Here is a 17,914-nt window from a genome sequence, read left to right as displayed (position 1 = left end):
TCACGACTTATATCAAGGAAAAGCCACAAGGCTGCCGATTATAATCTTTTTTTTAGTTTGATTCAGTAATTGCTACACTTTTTATCGTATTTAGTCTTACACCCATTAAAAAGAGCATTGAAAAATAGCTAACTCCTGCTAATACAACAAGGGCAATTAATAATATAACTTGTTGTGCGAAAGCCCACGAGGCCCAGAAATAGTAACTACTTACATACCATGTAACACAGCCCATGACTAAACTTGCAACGATGCACTTTATAGTGAAACGCAAACTCATAGAAGAAAACTGATAAACATTTTCTTTTTTTAGCTGCCTATAAAGTAAAAATGCATTACAACTGGCTGACATTGATGTAGCGAGTGCTAACCCTAAGTAACCTATAAAAGGGGCTAACATAATATTAAATACCATATTTAGCACAAGGGTTATAATACCAATGCGTACGGGCGTTTTAGTATCTTGACGTGAATAAAACCCAGGCGCGAGCACTTTAATCAACATAAAACTAACTAACCCAACAGAGTAAGCTACAACACCTAAACTTACCGCTTTTACATGATCAACACTGTCCTCTTTAAAGGCACCATGATCGAATAGGACCGTAATTATAAGTGGGCTTATTATCATTAAGCCAACCATTGCTGGTATACCTAAAAATATTACAAAGCGAACTCCCCAATCTAACGTATGCTGAAAATCGCTCAATTTTTTACTGCTGTGCAATTTAGAGAGTGCGGGTAAAATGACAGTGGCTATACCAATCCCAAATAAACCAAGCGGAAACTCTATTAGCCTGTCTGAGTAATAAAGCCATGCTATAGAACCTGTCATCAGTAACGAGGCAATCATAGTATCTAGTAATAAATTAATTTGGCTTATCGATACGCCAAACAATGCAGGCAGCATAAGCTTACGCACTTTTTTGACGTTTTCGTCATGCCAAGCCCAACGCGGGCGAGCCAACATTTTAGCGCGGAATAAAAAAGGTAATTGAAATAACAACTGAACAATGCCACCGACAAATACACCTATAGCGAGGGCATATGCACCAACACTGAACTTATCATGTAAAAAAATTGCACAGGTGATTATTGATATATTGAGTAACACAGGGGTAAATGCCGCAACGGCAAAACGGTTGTAAACATTCATTACCGCACCGCTCAGCGCGACTAAACTTACAAACAACAAATACGGAAAGGTAAATTTTAATAACGAACTGGCCAGCTCAAACTTTTCTGCATTGGGGCCGCCTTGCCACCAATCAATAAACCAGCCGGTACCAAATAAAGCGGCGATAACCGGCGAAGCCACTACACCAAAAATAGTCACTAACAATAAAATAGTGCCCAGCGTACCTGCAGCTTGGGCAACAAAGAGCCTAACTTTATCATCACCTTGTTGCTCTTTTATTTCACTTAAAACGGGTACGAATGCCTGTGCAAAAGCGCCTTCTGCAAATAAGCGACGTAAAAAGTTAGGAATTCGGTTAGCAAATAAAAATACATCAGCCGCAGCACTTGCGCCAAGTAAATTGGCAACAACTGCATCTCTTACGAGCCCTAAAATACGCGAGATCATAGTCATACAACTAACAATCATACCGGAGCGAAATAAACCTTTTGACACCTTAAACCTACTTAAAAATCCCTAAGATACGCGATTATGCCACAGTCTTTTTTATAAATCGCTTTAAAGCACTAGGCTGGGGGTCTGTGCTTTGTTACAATAGCGTCATTAACTGCTAAAGCGGCAAATTAATGTTCGTTATAAGGAGCAGTTTTTCTTGAATAGTTAAATTTAATTGACATTCATGATAGAAACAGGCATATTCCACGGCCTTTAATTTAAGCTTTATTTTAAGATTGTTAGGAGCAAACCTTGGCTAACATCAAGTCTGCAAAAAAACGCGCTATCACTAGCGAAAAGAACCGTCAGCACAACGCAAGCCGTCGCTCAATGATGCGCACTTACTTCAAAAAAGTAGTTGTTGCTATTGAAGCTGGCGATAAAGAAGCTGCACAGCAAGCTTTTTCTGTTGCTACACCTATCCTAGACCGTTACGCAACTAAGGGTCTAATCCACAAAAACAAAGCAGCTCGTCATAAGAGCCGTTTAGCAGCTAAGATCAAAGCGCTATAATTTGTTTTTGTTAGAATATAAAAAACCGGCTTTTGCCGGTTTTTTTTTACTTAAAAGTTTTTGGACTACATAATTTCTAAATCTGGATAAAACTTTTTAAGCATGGCTGCTATTTTTTTAGGTGTAAACGGTTTTACGATAAACCCTTTAGCGCCTTTATCTATGGCATCTTTTACATTTTCAACAGCTGAATGCGCAGACACCATAATTACATTCGTTTCTGGACTCATCTCGTTGATTTGTGCAATTAATTCTTTTCCGTCTCCATCCGGTAACTCAATATCCAAAAAAATCATACTGTATTTTGCTGCTTGGCATTCACTAATACACTGTGAGGCAGTAGATGCTTCCTTTACATTGTCTATCCCTAGATGCATGAGCGTTTGGCTCAAAAAACTACGCACCGTGCTAACGTCATCCACTATTAAAATTGATAGCTGCGTGTCCATCTTCATTCCTCATAGGCTATAAGCTAACTTTACGTTATTATAATAATTAGCTTAGTATATAAATTTACTATTTGAATTATAAAGACCTATGTAAAAAAGGCCAGATCTGCTTTATGTCAAAAACACCAAAAAAACAATCCTTGCTAGGTAAAACACCGGCAAAAAAAAATACAACACAAAAAAATAAAACTCGGGCAGCTTCTCAAAGGCAGGCACAAACTAAACAACACACTATTGATACAGAGTTAAATAGCCAAAACCCTAAACCTAAAAAAGGGCTGTTAATAACGCTCGCTATTATTGCAGTTATCATTATAGCTTTTCCAAAACCAACTTTACTCACCTATAAAAAATTAGGGATGGTTAGCAAAAGTATTTATTGGCCTGGTGTATTTGGATACGGTGCAACGCTTGTTGACTCGCATTTACATCCTAAGTTTGACGATAAGCGTAAATCTCTTTATTTATGCAGTGATTTACAGAATCCTCAGAGCTGCCAAAAGTATCAAGTTATTGCTGACGACGGTCTCATTTCAGCGATTAAAAGTTACTTTTAGCATTAATAAAACTAATCTGAAAAATGTAAAATTACTTGGTTGAAAGGTGCGCAAAAGATCACCATAATGGCGCTCCTTTTTTCAACAACTGAACTATTGAAACGACCATGCTAAATGAGCTAGATTGGCTTTTAAACACGATACTACTTGCACTAGGTTTAGGTGCATTCTTTATTAACCACATAACATTACTGCGCGTAGCCGCCATAAGTGCATGTGGCCTGTTATTTTTATCATTTAGCTTAGATCTTATGTCGTCGAGTGTTATTTCAAATATGAGTTTAGTATTGATCAATACATTTTATCTGTTTAAGGTTTATACATTTGGGCAACTTAATGTAACTCAGAGCTAACAATTTCCCCTAGAATATTTTATAGCCCAGCATTGCTGGGCTTTTTTATTGTATAAATCAAAATGGTTGGGTAATTAGGTGAACTAAGATAATATTGACCTCGTACTACATTATTTTGAGATTTCGGTATGTCCTTATCTGATTTTGATTTGTTTTTATCTTCTATGGAAGATGTGACCCCTATTAGCAGTGATACTATTAAACCGTTATCAAGCAGCCCTCATTCTTCACTTGCGCAACAACAAAAGCGACAAGCGGCCGAAAATACTCTATCAACAGATGAAAACTACTTAAGCACAGAGTCTGTAGAGCTTGTTGAACCATTTGCTATATTAAGCTTTAAAAAAGACGGAGTACAAGGCCCTGTATTTAAAAACTTACGTTTAGCAAAGTATCAAGTTGATGCGACCTTAGACCTTCATGGCCAGCTACTTAAAAATGCACGCAATACGCTCTTTAATTTTATTAATGACTGTCAGCAGCAAAATGTACGCGTGGTGCTTATTAGGCATGGTGTAGGAATTAAAAATAAAACTAAACCAGGAATACTAAAAAGTTTTGTAAATAAATGGCTAACTGAATTACCGGCGGTTTTGGCATATCATACTGCACAGAGGCATCATGGAGGGAGTGGTGCGACTTATGTTTTACTCAAAAAAAGTGCCGATAAAAAACACGAAAATAGAGAAATCCACAGCAAGCGCTAAACTCGCTGTGGTGCCATTCTATAAAATAGTTGGCTGATTAAACCAAGCAGATACGCCTAATATTATTATAGAAATTACAATTAAGCTTAATCTAGCACCACCCTGATTTGTTTTCATTTCACCCTCTTTATATTTTTATTGTTGAGAACATATACAACATTAATAAAAATTACATATGTTAACAAGCTGTTTCTTTAAATATTTATCAATATCCTTTCGTTCTATCTATTCGATTATTTAAAGTAATACCTTGCTGCAAGCGTTCAACGTTTTCTGCTATTTGTGCTGCAACACTGTTTATATCTGATAATGCTGCACAATGCGGTGTAAGGGTTATTTTATCATGCTGCCAATAAGGGTGTTCTTTACTAAGGGGTTCGTGTTCAAACACGTCAATGACTGCAGCCCGAAGCGAATTCTCTTCTAAGGCTTTAAGTAAATCCGCTTCTATAACATGCTCTCCTCGTGCAACATTAATAATAACAGCATGATTAGGCAGCATACTAATTGTACTTTTATTGATAATACCTTTCGTTTTTTTGGTTAATGGCAACAAACAGACTAGATAATCAATGTTGCTAAGCATATTTTGAAGCCCTTGTTCGCCATAAAATAAATTAACTGTATTACTGGTTTTATGTGTATGAGCCCAAGCATTTACAGTAAAGTTATTGGCAATAAGTCGATTCGCACATGCTTTGCCTAGCTCCCCAAATCCCAAAATACCTACATTGTTTTGTTGATAAGCCCTTTTGGGCTTCCATTGGTGCTGCGTTTGCTTAATAAAGTATTCTTTTAATCGCAATTTTTGCGCTAAAACATGCGTAAGCACATATTCGGCCATATCTTGTGCCAATTTTTCATCAACTATACGCACCACATCTACGTCATCACCAAGCAAATTTAAATCAATACTGTCTACACCCGCACCAAATGACGATACCGCTTTAAGGTTTGGCAACTTTGCCCACATATCATGCGGTGCTTTCCATGCTAATACAAAATCAATAGTTTCTAGGTTATTGCAATCTGGCCACTGCTGTATTTTTGTAGAGGGTAATCGGGCTTGTAATTGCGCTATTAACTTTGTGTTATCTCGACCTGTAATTGCTACTAATACCGACATAGTTACTTCCAAATAAGTTTTTATAAAATCCATACTGACTAATCAACACTTGGCACCCTTTACACTTTAAAAGGTCACACAACTGCAAAATAACTGTCACACCCTTTTTTTACTCTACAGATATGGCAGTCGTGCTAAATTAAAAAGAGGCTTGTATGATCAGTGTTGATAAAGTAATTGCAGCAAACTTACCACAATTAGAAAGCTCACCAAAAGTAAAAAGCCTAGTAAAAAAGGGATTAGGCTATTTACTACATGAACAAGAGTTTGTGGCCTTTGCCGACACCTACCCTCATTTACAAGGGCTAGAATTTGTTGAACAAGTTCTCGATGAGCTTAACTTTGATACACGTTACAAGCCAAAGCAAATAGAGCATATTCCTAGCGAAGGTAAATTAATTATTGTTGCAAACCACCCTATAGGCTCTTTAGATGCGCTTGCATTAATTAAAGTGATCTCAAGCGTAAGAAAAGATTTAAAGGTTGTTGCTAACCGTATGCTCATGTCGGTGACTCCAATGCACGACTTACTTTTACCTGTAAATAACTTATCTGGCACAAGTAAAAAACAAGAGCTTTATAATATTCACCAGCATTTAAAAAATGAGGGGGTATTATTGATATTTCCCGCTGGTGAAGTATCACGGCTGAGCCCTACAGGTATCAAAGATTGTAAATGGAACAGCGGTTTTTTGCGCATGGCAAAAAAAGCCAATTGCCCTATATTACCTATTTATATAAAAGCTAAAAACAGCCCATTATTTTATGGGACTTCAATAATTTACAAACCCTTAGCAAGCTTGTTACTAGTAAAAGAAATGTTTAAACAACGCCAGAAATCGTTAGAGTTTGAAATTGGTGCGTCTATTCCTCCAGCGTCATACCTCATAGAAAATTTAAAAGATAAAGAGATTGTTAATTTAATACGAAAGCAACTGTATCGCCTAACAACTAAAAAAACCTTACCACTTAAAACACAAACTCCTATTGCTGTTCCTGAGTGTAGGAAAGAGCTTAAAAAAGCAATAGATGCGTGTCAGCTTCTGGGGGAAACACAAGATGGTATGCATATTCATTTATATCAATATACGGGTAGCTCACCTATTTTTAGAGAGCTAGGTAGGTTGAGAGAAATAGCTTTTAGAGCTGTAGGTGAAGGCAGTGGAAAACGCCGTGATATTGATAAGTACGATATGGACTATCAACACTTAGTTCTTTGGGACCCAACACAATTAGAGCTGGTAGGCGCGTATAGGCTAGCTTGCGCTAAAGAAATAATTGATAAACATGGCCGTAAAGGGCTGTATACCGACAGTTTATTTACTTATAGCACTGAAATGGGCCCCTACCTAGAGCAAGGAATTGAACTTGGTCGTAGCTTTGTTCAACCAAAATATTGGGGGCGTAAAAGCCTAGATTACCTATGGTACGGCATTGGCGCTTATGTTAAAAACTACCCACAATATCGTTATTTATTTGGCGCTGTTAGCGTGTCTAATACGTTACCTGACCCGGCAAAGGCCATGCTAGTGTATTACTATCAGCATTATTATAAAACCGATGAAGTACTTGCGACTCCAAACAATGAATTCAAACTAAGCGAACATGAACTTGCGCAGTGTGACATGATTTTTTGCAAAAACGACGTTAAAGAAGACTTTGTAGAACTAAAGCATGTGCTTGCTAATATGGGTGCGCAAGTTCCCACTTTATTTAAACAATATACAGAGCTATGTAAGCCTGGTGGAGTAAAATTTTTAAGTTTTAGCGTAGATCCCGACTTTAACAATTGCATTGATGGTTTAGTATTGGTGGACTTGCAAAATGTTAAAGATAACAAAGCAAAGCGATACTTAAGCTAATTGAAGCGAGGTTACCCTCGCCACTATCTGGGTTTTATTTGAAAACTAACATTACCGTTCTATATAAATACGTGAAAGTAAGTCATAATAAATTGCTTCAACTTTTATTAAGTCATCAATAGAGACGTGCTCATTAACCTGATGAATTGTATGGTTTCTTAGCCCACATTCAATTACTTGAGTATGGCTGTTAGCAAAAAAACGACCGTCAGATGTGCCACCACTGGTACTTAGAACTGGGTAGTTTCCAGTTTGACTATGTATGGCCTGTTCAACACAAGTAATTAAACTCCACTTACTCTTAGGTTGGGTATAGTATGGTTCACATGGACGCTCCCAATTAATCGTTGTGTAACGTGAAAATGCATCCAACGAATTGCTCAATATTGATTTAATTTTTTCACTGCTGTACCTATGGCTATAGCGAATATTAAATGTTATTTCGCATTGACTAGGGACCAAATTATCGACCACATTGTCAATATTTATGCCTGTTACTTGCAGTGTTGTTTTTGAGCCTGCGTCATCTAAGTACCACGCTTGTTCACTCAGTTTATTGACTATTTTGGCACTAATATGTGCGGCGTTAATGGTATTTTGAGGATAAGCTACATGACCTGCCCTGCCCTTTACCAGAATACGTGCTGAAAGTGCACCGCGTCGACCGTTTTTAATTGTATCGCCAACATGTGTCGAACTCGTTGGCTCGCCTACAATACATCCGTCTAAAACAACCCCATTTGAAGAAAGCTTATTGGCTATTTGCGCAGAGCCAAACTCAGCCTCGCCTTCTTCATCAGAGGTAATGAGCCAATAAAAAGTCCCCACTTTTGATGATGTGTTATTTATTAATTTTTTTGTGGCAGTTAGCATAGCTGCGACACCCCCTTTCATATCAGCGGCACCTCTTCCGTAAATTACCCCATCAATTATTCTTCCATCAAACGGAGGGGTTAGCCAGTCACCATTATCTGCGGGAACCACATCAATGTGCCCTGAAAAAGCGACACACGGTCCCTCATTGAATTTAATATGCGCAATTAAGTTAGTGACACCACTACTCGTAAACTTTTCACAGCAAAAACCTAGCTCACATAACTGCTCAACCAGCCAATCTATTGCGCCGGCTTGATTCGGCGTCACTGATTTAAATTTGATAAGCGTTTGTAGTTTCTTTATTAATTCGGCGTTTAACCTTTGAGAAGTGACTGCTTGTTGTGAAACAACTAAAGACATTTTTTAACACCTTTATTACTAAGTAAGGCATTATTAAATAGTGAGAGTATGACTAAGAGATGTCAGCTTTTATACATTCTGATGATTATTACTTATATAGATTGTCAATCATTGCTGTTACGAAACAGCGTCAAAATTAATCTAAATCAATAAAATACTTTTCAACGTTCAATCATTTTTGAAACTTTGATCTAGAACAGGTTTTCCATATTTGTTAAGCGTAATAATGGCGTCAATCAAAAAGTAGTTCTTGGAGAACAACATGAAAACCAAAATTAGCATTGCACTATTAACCTCTTTATTAGCACTCTCTCCAGCTGCACACGCTAACTTCAGCGTAAATCTGGGCGCTATTAACGTTAACCCAGATAACAGTGGCTCTGCAATTAACGAAGCCCCTTCATTAGGTCTAAAAGGTGATTCGAATACTCAGCTAGGTATTACGGTAGACTATGCATTTAATGACAATTGGGTATTAGAATTGATTGCTGCTACGCCATTCTCTCATGATGTAAATGGAACAGGCGGCCTGGCTGGTAATAAAATTGCTAACATTAAACACTTGCCCCCCTCGTTAGTGGCACAGTATCACTTTTTAGATACAAGCTATCAGCTTAGACCATTCATAGGTGTTGGTGTTAATTATACAACCTTTTTTGATGAACAGCCTTCGCAAGCTCTTAAAACAACCCTTGGTACAGACGATGTTAAAGTTGAGCTTGATGACTCTTTAGGGTTTTTAGTACAAGTAGGGGCTAATTATAAAATGGATGATCACTGGGGACTCCACGCAATGGTTTCTATAATGGATATTGATACAGATGCAACTGTGTACGCTAACAATGCAAAAGCATTAACATCAACAGTTGAGCTTGACCCTGTAGTGGCAATGTTTGGTGTGAAGTATAGTTTTTAAAGTCTAAGTACGATGTTATGTGTGTAAAAAAGGCGCTAAGCGCCTTTTTTTTTGTGCAACGAAAACAATAACTCGGCCTCAGCCCTTGGTAACTCACACTCGCGAATAACTTCGTCTAAATCTGCACCTAACTCAACCATTTTCACAGCACGGGAATAAATCTTAGCATCAGGATCATCGTATTTTTGAGCCGATTGCTGCTGCAGTAAATCTTGGTTTTGTTGCTCAACCTCTAGAACTCGCTTGCCGATACTGAGTAAACCGGTTCTTAATTCAGCGGCCTCGCTTCTTAAAATATGAACTTGTTCTGCACATTCTTTAAGTTTTTGATGTACATCAGCAACATCGCTGGTGTGTTTATTTTTAAATGCAATAATAAGCGTTAACGATATAAGACCTACCGCTAACGCGCTTACAGCAATACTAAGTAACAGCATAGTTTATCTGGTAAAGCTTATAAATCGCTTAACTCATCCCATTCGTCATCACTAAGTAGCTTATTTAAATCAACTAAAATAAGAAGCTCATTATCTCGATTACAGACACCTTGGATAAACTTAGCGCTTTCTTCAGTACCCACATTTGGCGCACTGTCAATTTCAGAGCTACGCAGGTATACAACTTCAGAAACGCTATCAGCTAAAATGCCTATAACTTGTTCTTCAGCTTCAATAATTAATATACGTGAGTTATCAGTTGCATCAGCTGCTGACAAACCGAATCGAGCACGTGTATCAATAACGGTTACTACATTACCACGTAAGTTAATAATGCCTATTACATAAGAAGGCGCACCAGGGACTGGTGCAATCTCGGTGTAACGCAGTATTTCTTGAACTTGCATTACATTAACACCGTAGGTTTCCTCTTCTAGTTTAAAAGTAACCCACTGTAATATTTCATCATTATTATCTGCATTTTTATTTTCTGACAGTAATTTCTCTTGGTTCATGCTGTTACCCCATAATGGTCATTACTACTGACGGCTATCTAAGCCCTCTTCTAATAACGTATTTAAATTGTCTACATCTATTAAAGCACACATTTTTTCTTTAATAACCCCGGCAAGCCATGGGCGCTTACTTTGATCTGTACGCCATTTTACATCTTCTTTTGTCAATGTAATGTTATTTATAAGCTTCTCAGCTAATAATCCCCATTGGCTATCTCCTAAAGTTATTAAATACTGATAATCAAGTGATGCCTCAAGTTTTTCATCGTACTTCTCTGGCATAACCCAGCGTGCTGTATCTACAACATTGAGCTTTTCATCACGATTAAGCATAACGCCTTTAAACCACTTTGGTTTACCAAACAGGTGATTCACTTCACCTAATTGATGTATACCGCCAAGAGCTTTAAGCGGGACTGCTAGCGTAAGTCCTGCAACTTCAAAGAACAATGCCTGAAATTCGCCGTCAAAGTAATCTGACTCACTGTTATTTGAAAGATTTAATTGTTTCTGTTTTGCTATTTTAAGGTCTGTACTCGTTGTCTCTTTTGGCGTTTCAATGACGTTAACTTTCGGTGTTGTAGCTTCTGCTTCTTTAACTTCATGCGTATCATCTAACGATGATGATCCCTGCTCAGCCACTACTTTAACTTTAGTAACTGGCTTCTGACTTTCATGAGTGGCTTCTTCGCTTGGCAAGTCACCCGGTATACTTTCTAAAAGTTTTGCTACGGGCTCTAAGTCACTGGCAAGCTCTTCTTCGCAAAGTAAGGCACCTAAGTACTGAGTCATTACTTTTTCATTAGCAAATAATTGCTTACTCATTCATTAACCTTGTTCAATTAAATAATCTAATAATGCTTTATAAGCAAATACACCACGAGAGCGAGGACAAAATTCTATGGGTACTTTTTGTGCTAAGCTTGCATCTCTTAGTTTTGTGTCTACGGGAATAACACCTGGCCAAACTCTATTACCGTAGGTTTTTTGTAACGTTTTGTAGGCTTCGAGTGATGCCTTCGTTCTTTTATCGTACATTGTAGGTATTATAGTATATTCGTAACTTTTCGCTTGTGAGCTCTGCATTAATTCCATTGTACGCATCATTCTATCTAAGCCTTTAAGCGCTAAAAACTCAGTTTGAACAGGGACTAAAATGCGCTCACTCGCAGCCAATGCATTAACCATTAAAACCCCTAAAACAGGGGGGCAATCTAAAATAGCATAATCGTAATGTTCGCTTATTTTGGCAAGCGTCTTTTTTAAAATTAACCCCATGCCTGTTTTATTGCCCATGCTTCTATCTAATGTAGCAATAGCCATAGTAGCAGGTAATATATCTAAATTTTCGAGAGTGGATGGGCACAATGCTTGAAGTATTTCCTCACTTTGCATACTAGTTCCACGAGCGAAAATATCGTAAACGCTGACTTCTAAATCTTCAGAATCAATACCAAAGTAATACGTTAAAGACGCATGAGGATCGGTATCTATTAGTAATACACGTTTACCCTGCAGTGCTAAAGTACCAGCAAGACTGACCGCAGTCGTTGTTTTACCAACGCCACCTTTTTGGTTGGCTACAGTCCAAATCTTCACATCATATCCTAGTTACTGTTCATTGCGAGTTGTAATACGAATTCCACCATGTGGTAAACGAATAATTTTTATTGTGTCATCGTCTGACGGTAATTCTACTTCTGGCTCAGGCGCTACTGCCTCAACTATTGGCTCTTCTGCTGAATTATTTTTCTCTTCTGGCAACCCATATTTAGATAACGCTATTACTACTTTTCTATTTTCAGCTCGGCCCTCATCTGTGTCGTTAGGTGCAAAGGGTGAATACTGTCCATACCCTTCAATAGCCATTCGGGCCGAATTTATGTCAAGTGCTTCAAGCTCAACAAGTATTGAAGTTGCGCGAGCGACAGAAAGCTCCCAGTTAGAGCGAAATATTTCATTTTTAATTGTTTCATCATCTGTATATCCACGCACACGTATATAGTTATCCACTGGCGCGATAATATCTTTTACAATTTTAACAACTTGTTTTGCTCTAGAATGAGCAACTGCACTACCACTTGAAAATAACATACCTGAACTCAGTTCTATTATGAGCCAATCTTGATGCAATTCTAGATTGGCTTCACCATCACGTATTTCATCAATAAGCGCTGACTGAAGTTTCGTTAATAAGCTATCAAGTGGTTTTCCTAAATATTTTTGCTGTATATTACTTGTCTCACTTTGGCCGTCTAACAACTCTGGGCCTTGCTCTTCCTTGTTGATACTTTCGCCATACAGCAATTCATCTTCAGGAGTAACCCTATCAGTAAGTATTCCAGTACCATCTACCCCCGTACCTTGCTGAGAATAAACACGAGCCGACTTGTCGAATACTTGCTCTAGGGAATCGGATAAAATTTGGAAGTTTTCTTCTTTGTTAATCGCAATCGCATACATTACAACAAAGAAGGCAAACATAATGGTCATATAATCCGCATAAGATACTAACCAGCGCTCTGTATGCTGGTTTTTATGGGCCGAGCGACCAAATCGTCGACGCATCATTTTTATGCGTCCACTAGGCTTGGCCGTTCAACACGATAAGCTTCTAACTTTAGCTCAATGTTCATTGGGCTTTGGCCATCGCTGATTGCAATTATCCCTTCTGCAAGCATTTCGTGGTAAAGCATCTTTTCTTCTACACGTTGCTTGAGCTTATGTGCCATTGGCAAAAATAATAAATTAGCTAACCCCACCCCATAAATCGTTGCAATAAAGGCTGTTGCAACTCCAGCGCCAAGCAATTGCGGATCGGTAATAAAAGACATAGCCTGAATGAGCCCAAGAACAGCTCCTAAAATACCGATGGTAGGGCTATAACCGCCCATTGCTTCGTATACACGTGCAGCTTCAAGCAAACGCTCACGCTCCAGCATTAAATCTATTTCAAGCGTATCACGTAGCCTCTGCTCTGAACCGCCATCAACAAGTAAACTCAGCCCTTTTGCTGCATATACATCTGAGTGAGTTAGGGCCTCATCCTCTAATGCCAAATATCCTTCTTGTCTCGCTTTATGAGACCAACGTTTAACTTGCTCAATTGCATCATCAATATTGTAACTGGGAGTCACAAATACCCAGTGACTCATTCTAAGCATTTTTTTAAAGGTACTAGTAGACGTTTGCAGCATTACAGCGCCTACTGTCCCACCTAGTACTATAATAAGCGCAGGGCCATTAAAAAGTGCTGCAATCACACCACCTTCTAAATGATAGCCAATTGCTATAGCACTTAGTGCAACAATTAAACCAAGTACAGAAAGCTTATCCACAACCGGTTTCACTTTTTATCCGCGTTGCAATATCGTCAAGCGCTAAACTCTCACTTGAAAGCCCCGCATTAGCAACAGCTTGTGGCATACCATAAACAACACAGCTTTTTTCATCTTGTGCCCAAATAGTGGCGCCAGTTTGTTTTAACATTCTTGCGCCATCTCTACCATCAGCCCCCATGCCGGTTAAAATAATAGCTAAAACATCTCCCTGATAAGCTTTTGCAATACTTGCAAATGTAACGTCAACACTGGGTTTATAAGTGATTCGTTCGCTATTGTCTTCAAAAACGCGCAATGTTTTAGAACCACCTCGACCTTCAACCATCATTTGTTGCCCGCCAGGAGCCAAATAGGCAGTTCCAGCATCAAGACGATCACCTTGCTGTGCTTCTTTTACTTTTATTTTGCACAATCCATTTAAACGAGCTGCAAATGCCGGTGTAAAAGCAGCAGGCATATGCTGGATAAGTAAAATGGGATGCGGAAAATTAGCGGGTAATTGCGTAAGCACATTTTGTAAAGCAACAGGACCACCAGTAGATGTACCGATAGCCACAAGCTTGTATTGCTTGCCACTTGCACGAGTTGGTACGTTGTTTTGTGTTTTTGTTAATGTCGATGCGGTTGTTGAACGCTGAAAACTTCTATCTGGTTGCCTGATTGAAGACCCAGTATTACTGGTTTTATCAGGCACAGAGCGTGCCGCTGGTTTCTGGTGTGTTATTGGCTTAAAGGCTCTAGGAATGCGCTTATTACCAATTTCTTTGACTTTAGCTTGAAGGAGCTTTATCGCATCTTCATTATTACGTGCAATATCTTCAAACTTTTTAGGTAAAAAATCCATCGCTCCAGCATCAAGCGCATCAAGTGTTGCTGTTGCGCCAGCACGGGTTAAAGAGGAAAACATTAAGATTGGCGTGGGGTTACTTGCCATTATCTCTTTAACAGCACTGATACCATCAAGCACAGGCATTTCTACATCCATCGTGATCATATCAGGACGAAGCTGAGCCGTTTTTTCTACAGCCTCTCTGCCATTAATGGCAAAACCTATAACTTGTATGTCGCTGTCTTGTTCAAGGATTTCGCTTACTCTACGACGAAAAAAGCTCGAATCATCAACAACTAAAACTTTTACGGCCATTTAGCTCTCTTATTAAATTTATACGTAGGTACACATCTTGTGTGTACCTACTTTATGATTTAGCCAGCGTAGTGTTTTAACATATTTGGAACATCTAAAATTAGTGCAATTCCACCATCTGATGTAATAGTTGCGCCTGCCATACCTGGAGTACCTTGCAAAAGAGCATCAAGAGGTTTAATTACAACTTCTTCTTGACCTATTAAAGAATCAACTACAAAACCAACCTGCTGAGTACCTATTTGAACAATAACAACATGACCTTGCGCTTTGCGCTGAGTGCGATCTGCTCCTTTAACTAACCAATGCTCAAGATAAAATAGCGGTATCGCTTTCTTACGTACAATAATGGTTAATTGACCATCAACAACATTTGTTTTGGTTAAATCTAAATGGAATATTTCGCTTACACCTGCTAATGGTAATGCAAATGTTTGTTCGCCAACTACAACCATCAAGGTTGGTAATATCGCAAGTGTTAACGGTACTTTTATTTCTAAAATTGTACCAACACCTAGCTCTGACTGAATACTCACTGAGCCATTAAGTTGAGTGATTTTAGTTTTTACAACATCCATTCCCACACCACGGCCTGAGATGTCAGAGATCTCTTCTTTGGTAGAAAATCCTGGTGCAAATATTAAGTTGTATGCTTCAGTATCCGATAAACGACTTGCTTGATCGTGATCTATTACCCCTTTACCAATCGCTATCTTTTTGAGCTTTTCTGCGTCCATACCCGCACCATCATCTTTGATGGTAAGCAAAATATGATCTCCCTCTTGAGACGCTGAAAGTGTTACATTACCCGTCCGAGGTTTACCTGCTGCTTCACGATCAGCTGGCATTTCTATTCCGTGGTCAACTGAGTTTCTAACTAAGTGAACAAGCGGGTCTGCAAGTGCCTCAACTAAGTTTTTGTCTAAATCGGTTTCTTCACCGACAAGCTGTAAGCTAATATCTTTATTGAGGCTTCGTGCTAAGTCACGAACAACGCGAGGGAAGCGGCCAAATACCTTTTTAATTGGCTGCATTCGCGTTTGCATTACTGCACCTTGAATATCTGCAGTCACTACATCTAGGTTAGAAATGGCTTTACCCATTGCTTCACTTTCTGAGTTAGTGGCTAAACTTACCAACCTATTACGAACAAGTACTAACTCACCCACCATATTCATTATTTGGTCTAGGCGTTTTGTGTCAACTCGCACTGTTGTTTCTGCTTGCGGAGGAGCTGGCTTTTTCACAGCTGCTGGCGCTGGAGCCGCTTTTGCTACAGGTTTTGCTGCCGGTTTGTCTGCTGGCTTTTGAACAGGTTTTGGGGCTGCTGCTTTAACAGGTTCAGGCTTTTTGACAGGCTCACTTACTTTAGCCACGGGTTTTGCCGCCGGCTTCGGCTCTGGAGCTGCAGGGCTCTCTATTGATTTAGGAGCACCTGAACCATGAAGCTCGTCAAGCAATGCTTCAAATTCATCATCGCTAATTTCATCATCGCTAGAATCACTTGCAGGTGAACTTGTTGAAGGCGTTGCAGAACTTTCTGCAGAATTATTACTTGCTGTTTGCTCTTTTACAGGCTCACTGGCCGCAACAGCACCAAAGCTTCCAACGCCATGAAGTTCATCAAGTAAGTTGTCAAACTCATCATCTGTAATGTCTCCACTGACATCACTACTACTGGACGCGCTTTCAGCTACTGGACTTTGACCTTTTCCATGTAATTCGTCTAGTAAGTTTTCAAATTCATCTTCTGTTATTTCGTCAATCTGAGTTTCATCATCGCTTTGTTCAACTGTTCCACCGCTAAATAGCTCGTCAAATGCAAACGGATCTTCTTCATCAGTTCCTGAGGCTTCCTCGGCAACTGGGGCATCAATAACCTCGGCTTGAGGTTCTTCAGTTGAATCAACTGGTGAGTCACCAGCAAGCTCTTCTTCTGTTGGAGGTAAACCTAGTTTATGAAGGGTTTCAAGAAGTTCAGGATCGGCGGGTTCTGGTTTGTCACGATTTTGAATGGTGGCAAACATCTCGTTAATCGTATCGAGAGCTTGTAAAATTACATCCATCAACTCTGAATTAACCGTTCGTACGCCTTGCCTAAGCAGATCGAACACATTCTCTGCGCCATGACATGCATCAACGAGCTCGGTCATAGCTAAAAATCCAGCACCACCTTTTACAGTGTGGAACCCTCTAAATATGGCATTGAGTAATTCGGTGTCCTCTGGATTGTTTTCCAGCTCAACTAACTGTTCAGATAAAAGCTCTAGGATTTCTCCTGCCTCTACAAGAAAGTCTTGTAAAATATCTTCATCGACTTCAAACATGCAGTTACTCTCCTCTTAGAAGCCCAAACTTGATAAAAGATCATCGACTTCATCTTGATCAGATACAACATCATTACGTGATTCTTTATCAATAATAGGGCCTTCTGGACCTGCTAAAGTTTGTTCGTCTAATGGTTCATTTGTTTTTTGTTGTTCTATTTTTTCGGCTTTACTTTCGCTTTGATCAGCGAAGGCTGTCAAAAGATGAATTAAGCTTTCTTCAACTTCTCTAACAAGCTCAATAACTCGGCGAATAACTTGTCCGGTTAAATCTTGATAGTCTTGTGCCATAAGTACATTAGTCATCAAACTTTGCAGCTCATCAGTTTTATGATGAGAATTGTTCATAAACTTATCAATGCTGTGGCATAACGATTTAAACTCCCCTAACTCAATCTCTCGATTCATTAGGCGATCCCATGTCGGTTTGATATGAGATATTTCGTCTGCCAACTGTTGAGCAATTGGTAGGCTAGCCTCAACAGCATCCATTGTTTTATTCGCGGCATTTTCTGTCATTTCTATAACATAATTGAGCCGTTTTTTTGCATCTGGAATAGCATCGGTAGTTAAGTCAGATAAGCGAGTGTCTAGCTCAAAGCTTTTTAAAGCTTCATGCAATTGACGGGTTAACTTTCCAACCTCAGCAAATATTTCAGATTGCTCCTTAGAAGCGGTATCTAAAATTAACTGATTGGCTTTGTCTTGCTCACCGTTTTCTAGAAAAACAACGAGCTGACGAGCTTGTTCTAAAGTTATTTGAGGCGCAGCAAGTGCTGACATAAGCCTCTCCCCCTA

General features: G+C 39.0%; 19 protein-coding genes. 6 read left to right on the top strand and 13 right to left on the bottom strand.

What is annotated here, in order from left to right; genetic code table 11:
* Positions 1-52 precede the first annotated feature (52 nt).
* Positions 53-1,591, bottom strand: coding sequence for a murein biosynthesis integral membrane protein MurJ (gene murJ / locus RF53_RS03120; RefSeq protein WP_039036801.1), 1,539 nt, complete (start codon positions 1,589-1,591; stop codon positions 53-55).
* Positions 1,592-1,885: 294 nt separating this feature from the next.
* On the opposite strand from murJ, the gene rpsT reads away from it, so the two are divergent.
* Positions 1,886-2,146 carry a 30S ribosomal protein S20 gene (gene rpsT, locus RF53_RS03115; RefSeq protein WP_006792774.1) on the top strand — a complete coding sequence of 87 codons (261 nt, stop codon included), beginning with the start codon at positions 1,886-1,888 and terminating at the stop codon, positions 2,144-2,146.
* 65 nt (positions 2,147-2,211) lie between these two features.
* Here the strand turns inward: rpsT and RF53_RS03110 are convergent, their stop codons facing one another.
* Positions 2,212-2,595 (bottom strand): response regulator, encoded by a 384-nt coding sequence (locus RF53_RS03110; protein ID WP_006792773.1) that lies wholly within the window; start codon positions 2,593-2,595, stop codon positions 2,212-2,214.
* 113 nt (positions 2,596-2,708) lie between these two features.
* On the opposite strand from RF53_RS03110, the gene RF53_RS03105 reads away from it, so the two are divergent.
* The 3 genes from RF53_RS03105 (at position 2,709) to smrA (ending at position 4,212) form a co-directional block, all read left to right on the top strand.
* Positions 2,709-3,152, top strand: coding sequence for a hypothetical protein (locus tag RF53_RS03105; RefSeq protein WP_039036602.1), 444 nt, complete (start codon positions 2,709-2,711; stop codon positions 3,150-3,152).
* Between the two features lie 107 nt (positions 3,153-3,259).
* A complete protein-coding gene (locus RF53_RS19550; protein ID WP_006792771.1) occupies positions 3,260-3,505 on the top strand; it encodes a hypothetical protein in 246 nt (81 codons plus the stop codon).
* Between the two features lie 128 nt (positions 3,506-3,633).
* Positions 3,634-4,212 carry a DNA endonuclease SmrA gene (gene smrA, locus RF53_RS03095; protein ID WP_039036601.1) on the top strand — a complete coding sequence of 193 codons (579 nt, stop codon included), beginning with the start codon at positions 3,634-3,636 and terminating at the stop codon, positions 4,210-4,212.
* A gap of 205 nt (positions 4,213-4,417) precedes the next feature.
* Here the strand turns inward: smrA and RF53_RS03085 are convergent, their stop codons facing one another.
* Positions 4,418-5,338, bottom strand: coding sequence for a 2-hydroxyacid dehydrogenase (locus RF53_RS03085; protein WP_039036599.1), 921 nt, complete (start codon positions 5,336-5,338; stop codon positions 4,418-4,420).
* 155 nt (positions 5,339-5,493) lie between these two features.
* Between RF53_RS03085 and RF53_RS03080 the strand changes: the two genes are divergently transcribed.
* Complete coding sequence (locus RF53_RS03080; RefSeq protein ID WP_039036598.1) at positions 5,494-7,200, top strand: lysophospholipid acyltransferase family protein; 1,707 nt, start codon at positions 5,494-5,496, stop codon at positions 7,198-7,200.
* A gap of 51 nt (positions 7,201-7,251) precedes the next feature.
* Here RF53_RS03080 and dapE read toward each other — a convergent pair whose 3' ends face one another.
* On the bottom strand, positions 7,252-8,436 hold the full coding sequence (gene dapE / locus RF53_RS03075; protein WP_039036597.1) for a succinyl-diaminopimelate desuccinylase: 1,185 nt from the start codon (positions 8,434-8,436) through the stop codon (positions 7,252-7,254).
* Positions 8,437-8,698: 262 nt separating this feature from the next.
* On the opposite strand from dapE, the gene RF53_RS03070 reads away from it, so the two are divergent.
* Entirely contained in the window at positions 8,699-9,352 is a 654-nt protein-coding gene (locus RF53_RS03070; protein ID WP_039036596.1) for an OmpW/AlkL family protein, read from the top strand.
* A 35-nt stretch (positions 9,353-9,387) separates the two neighbouring features.
* On the opposite strand, the gene RF53_RS03065 is transcribed toward RF53_RS03070, so the two are convergent.
* From RF53_RS03065 to RF53_RS03025, 9 genes are read right to left on the bottom strand one after another with little or no spacing between them, the layout of a single operon-like run.
* Positions 9,388-9,789, bottom strand: coding sequence for a DUF2802 domain-containing protein (locus RF53_RS03065; RefSeq protein WP_006792764.1), 402 nt, complete (start codon positions 9,787-9,789; stop codon positions 9,388-9,390).
* Between the two features lie 17 nt (positions 9,790-9,806).
* Entirely contained in the window at positions 9,807-10,304 is a 498-nt protein-coding gene (locus RF53_RS03060) for a chemotaxis protein CheW (RefSeq protein WP_006792763.1), read from the bottom strand.
* A gap of 24 nt (positions 10,305-10,328) precedes the next feature.
* The gene (locus RF53_RS03055) at positions 10,329-11,129 is read right to left on the bottom strand and encodes a chemotaxis protein CheW (protein ID WP_039036595.1); all 801 of its coding nucleotides are present in this window, start codon (positions 11,127-11,129) and stop codon (positions 10,329-10,331) included.
* A 3-nt stretch (positions 11,130-11,132) separates the two neighbouring features.
* Complete coding sequence (locus RF53_RS03050; protein ID WP_006792761.1) at positions 11,133-11,903, bottom strand: ParA family protein; 771 nt, start codon at positions 11,901-11,903, stop codon at positions 11,133-11,135.
* Between the two features lie 12 nt (positions 11,904-11,915).
* Entirely contained in the window at positions 11,916-12,875 is a 960-nt protein-coding gene (locus RF53_RS03045; RefSeq protein WP_039036594.1) for a flagellar motor protein MotB, read from the bottom strand.
* Between the two features lie 2 nt (positions 12,876-12,877).
* Positions 12,878-13,642 carry a flagellar motor protein gene (locus RF53_RS03040; protein ID WP_006792759.1) on the bottom strand — a complete coding sequence of 255 codons (765 nt, stop codon included), beginning with the start codon at positions 13,640-13,642 and terminating at the stop codon, positions 12,878-12,880.
* Positions 13,635-14,789 (bottom strand): protein-glutamate methylesterase/protein-glutamine glutaminase, encoded by a 1,155-nt coding sequence (locus RF53_RS03035; RefSeq protein ID WP_010555920.1) that lies wholly within the window; start codon positions 14,787-14,789, stop codon positions 13,635-13,637. Before RF53_RS03035 ends, RF53_RS03040 begins: the two co-directional genes overlap by 8 nt.
* Before the next feature lie 59 nt (positions 14,790-14,848).
* The gene (locus tag RF53_RS03030) at positions 14,849-17,116 is read right to left on the bottom strand and encodes a chemotaxis protein CheA (RefSeq protein WP_039036593.1); all 2,268 of its coding nucleotides are present in this window, start codon (positions 17,114-17,116) and stop codon (positions 14,849-14,851) included.
* A gap of 15 nt (positions 17,117-17,131) precedes the next feature.
* A complete protein-coding gene (locus tag RF53_RS03025) occupies positions 17,132-17,899 on the bottom strand; it encodes a protein phosphatase CheZ (RefSeq protein ID WP_006792756.1) in 768 nt (255 codons plus the stop codon).
* Positions 17,900-17,914 lie beyond the last annotated feature (15 nt).

Origin of the sequence: Pseudoalteromonas sp. ECSMB14103 (genome assembly GCF_000813065.1) — a bacterium.
Classification (GTDB): Bacteria; Pseudomonadota; Gammaproteobacteria; order Enterobacterales; family Alteromonadaceae; genus Pseudoalteromonas; species Pseudoalteromonas marina.
This window is presented reverse-complemented; position numbering and strand designations above follow the sequence as displayed.

What these genes read in the sequence shown, in the direction of transcription:
- RF53_RS03030 (WP_039036593.1), bottom strand. Translation starts at nt 17,116, where the DNA reads ATGTTTGAAGTCGATGAAGATATTTTACAAGACTTTCTTGTAGAGGCA.
- RF53_RS03065 (WP_006792764.1), bottom strand. Translation starts at nt 9,789, where the DNA reads ATGCTGTTACTTAGTATTGCTGTAAGCGCGTTAGCGGTAGGTCTTATA.
- RF53_RS03060 (WP_006792763.1), bottom strand. Translation starts at nt 10,304, where the DNA reads ATGAACCAAGAGAAATTACTGTCAGAAAATAAAAATGCAGATAATAAT.
- RF53_RS03035 (WP_010555920.1), bottom strand. Translation starts at nt 14,789, where the DNA reads ATGGCCGTAAAAGTTTTAGTTGTTGATGATTCGAGCTTTTTTCGTCGT.
- RF53_RS03055 (WP_039036595.1), bottom strand. Translation starts at nt 11,129, where the DNA reads ATGAGTAAGCAATTATTTGCTAATGAAAAAGTAATGACTCAGTACTTA.
- RF53_RS03105 (WP_039036602.1), top strand. Translation starts at nt 2,709, where the DNA reads ATGTCAAAAACACCAAAAAAACAATCCTTGCTAGGTAAAACACCGGCA.
- RF53_RS03080 (WP_039036598.1), top strand. Translation starts at nt 5,494, where the DNA reads ATGATCAGTGTTGATAAAGTAATTGCAGCAAACTTACCACAATTAGAA.
- RF53_RS03070 (WP_039036596.1), top strand. Translation starts at nt 8,699, where the DNA reads ATGAAAACCAAAATTAGCATTGCACTATTAACCTCTTTATTAGCACTC.
- RF53_RS03025 (WP_006792756.1), bottom strand. Translation starts at nt 17,899, where the DNA reads ATGTCAGCACTTGCTGCGCCTCAAATAACTTTAGAACAAGCTCGTCAG.
- RF53_RS03045 (WP_039036594.1), bottom strand. Translation starts at nt 12,875, where the DNA reads ATGATGCGTCGACGATTTGGTCGCTCGGCCCATAAAAACCAGCATACA.
- smrA (WP_039036601.1), top strand. Translation starts at nt 3,634, where the DNA reads ATGTCCTTATCTGATTTTGATTTGTTTTTATCTTCTATGGAAGATGTG.
- dapE (WP_039036597.1), bottom strand. Translation starts at nt 8,436, where the DNA reads ATGTCTTTAGTTGTTTCACAACAAGCAGTCACTTCTCAAAGGTTAAAC.
- RF53_RS03110 (WP_006792773.1), bottom strand. Translation starts at nt 2,595, where the DNA reads ATGGACACGCAGCTATCAATTTTAATAGTGGATGACGTTAGCACGGTG.
- murJ (WP_039036801.1), bottom strand. Translation starts at nt 1,591, where the DNA reads ATGACTATGATCTCGCGTATTTTAGGGCTCGTAAGAGATGCAGTTGTT.
- RF53_RS03085 (WP_039036599.1), bottom strand. Translation starts at nt 5,338, where the DNA reads ATGTCGGTATTAGTAGCAATTACAGGTCGAGATAACACAAAGTTAATA.
- RF53_RS19550 (WP_006792771.1), top strand. Translation starts at nt 3,260, where the DNA reads ATGCTAAATGAGCTAGATTGGCTTTTAAACACGATACTACTTGCACTA.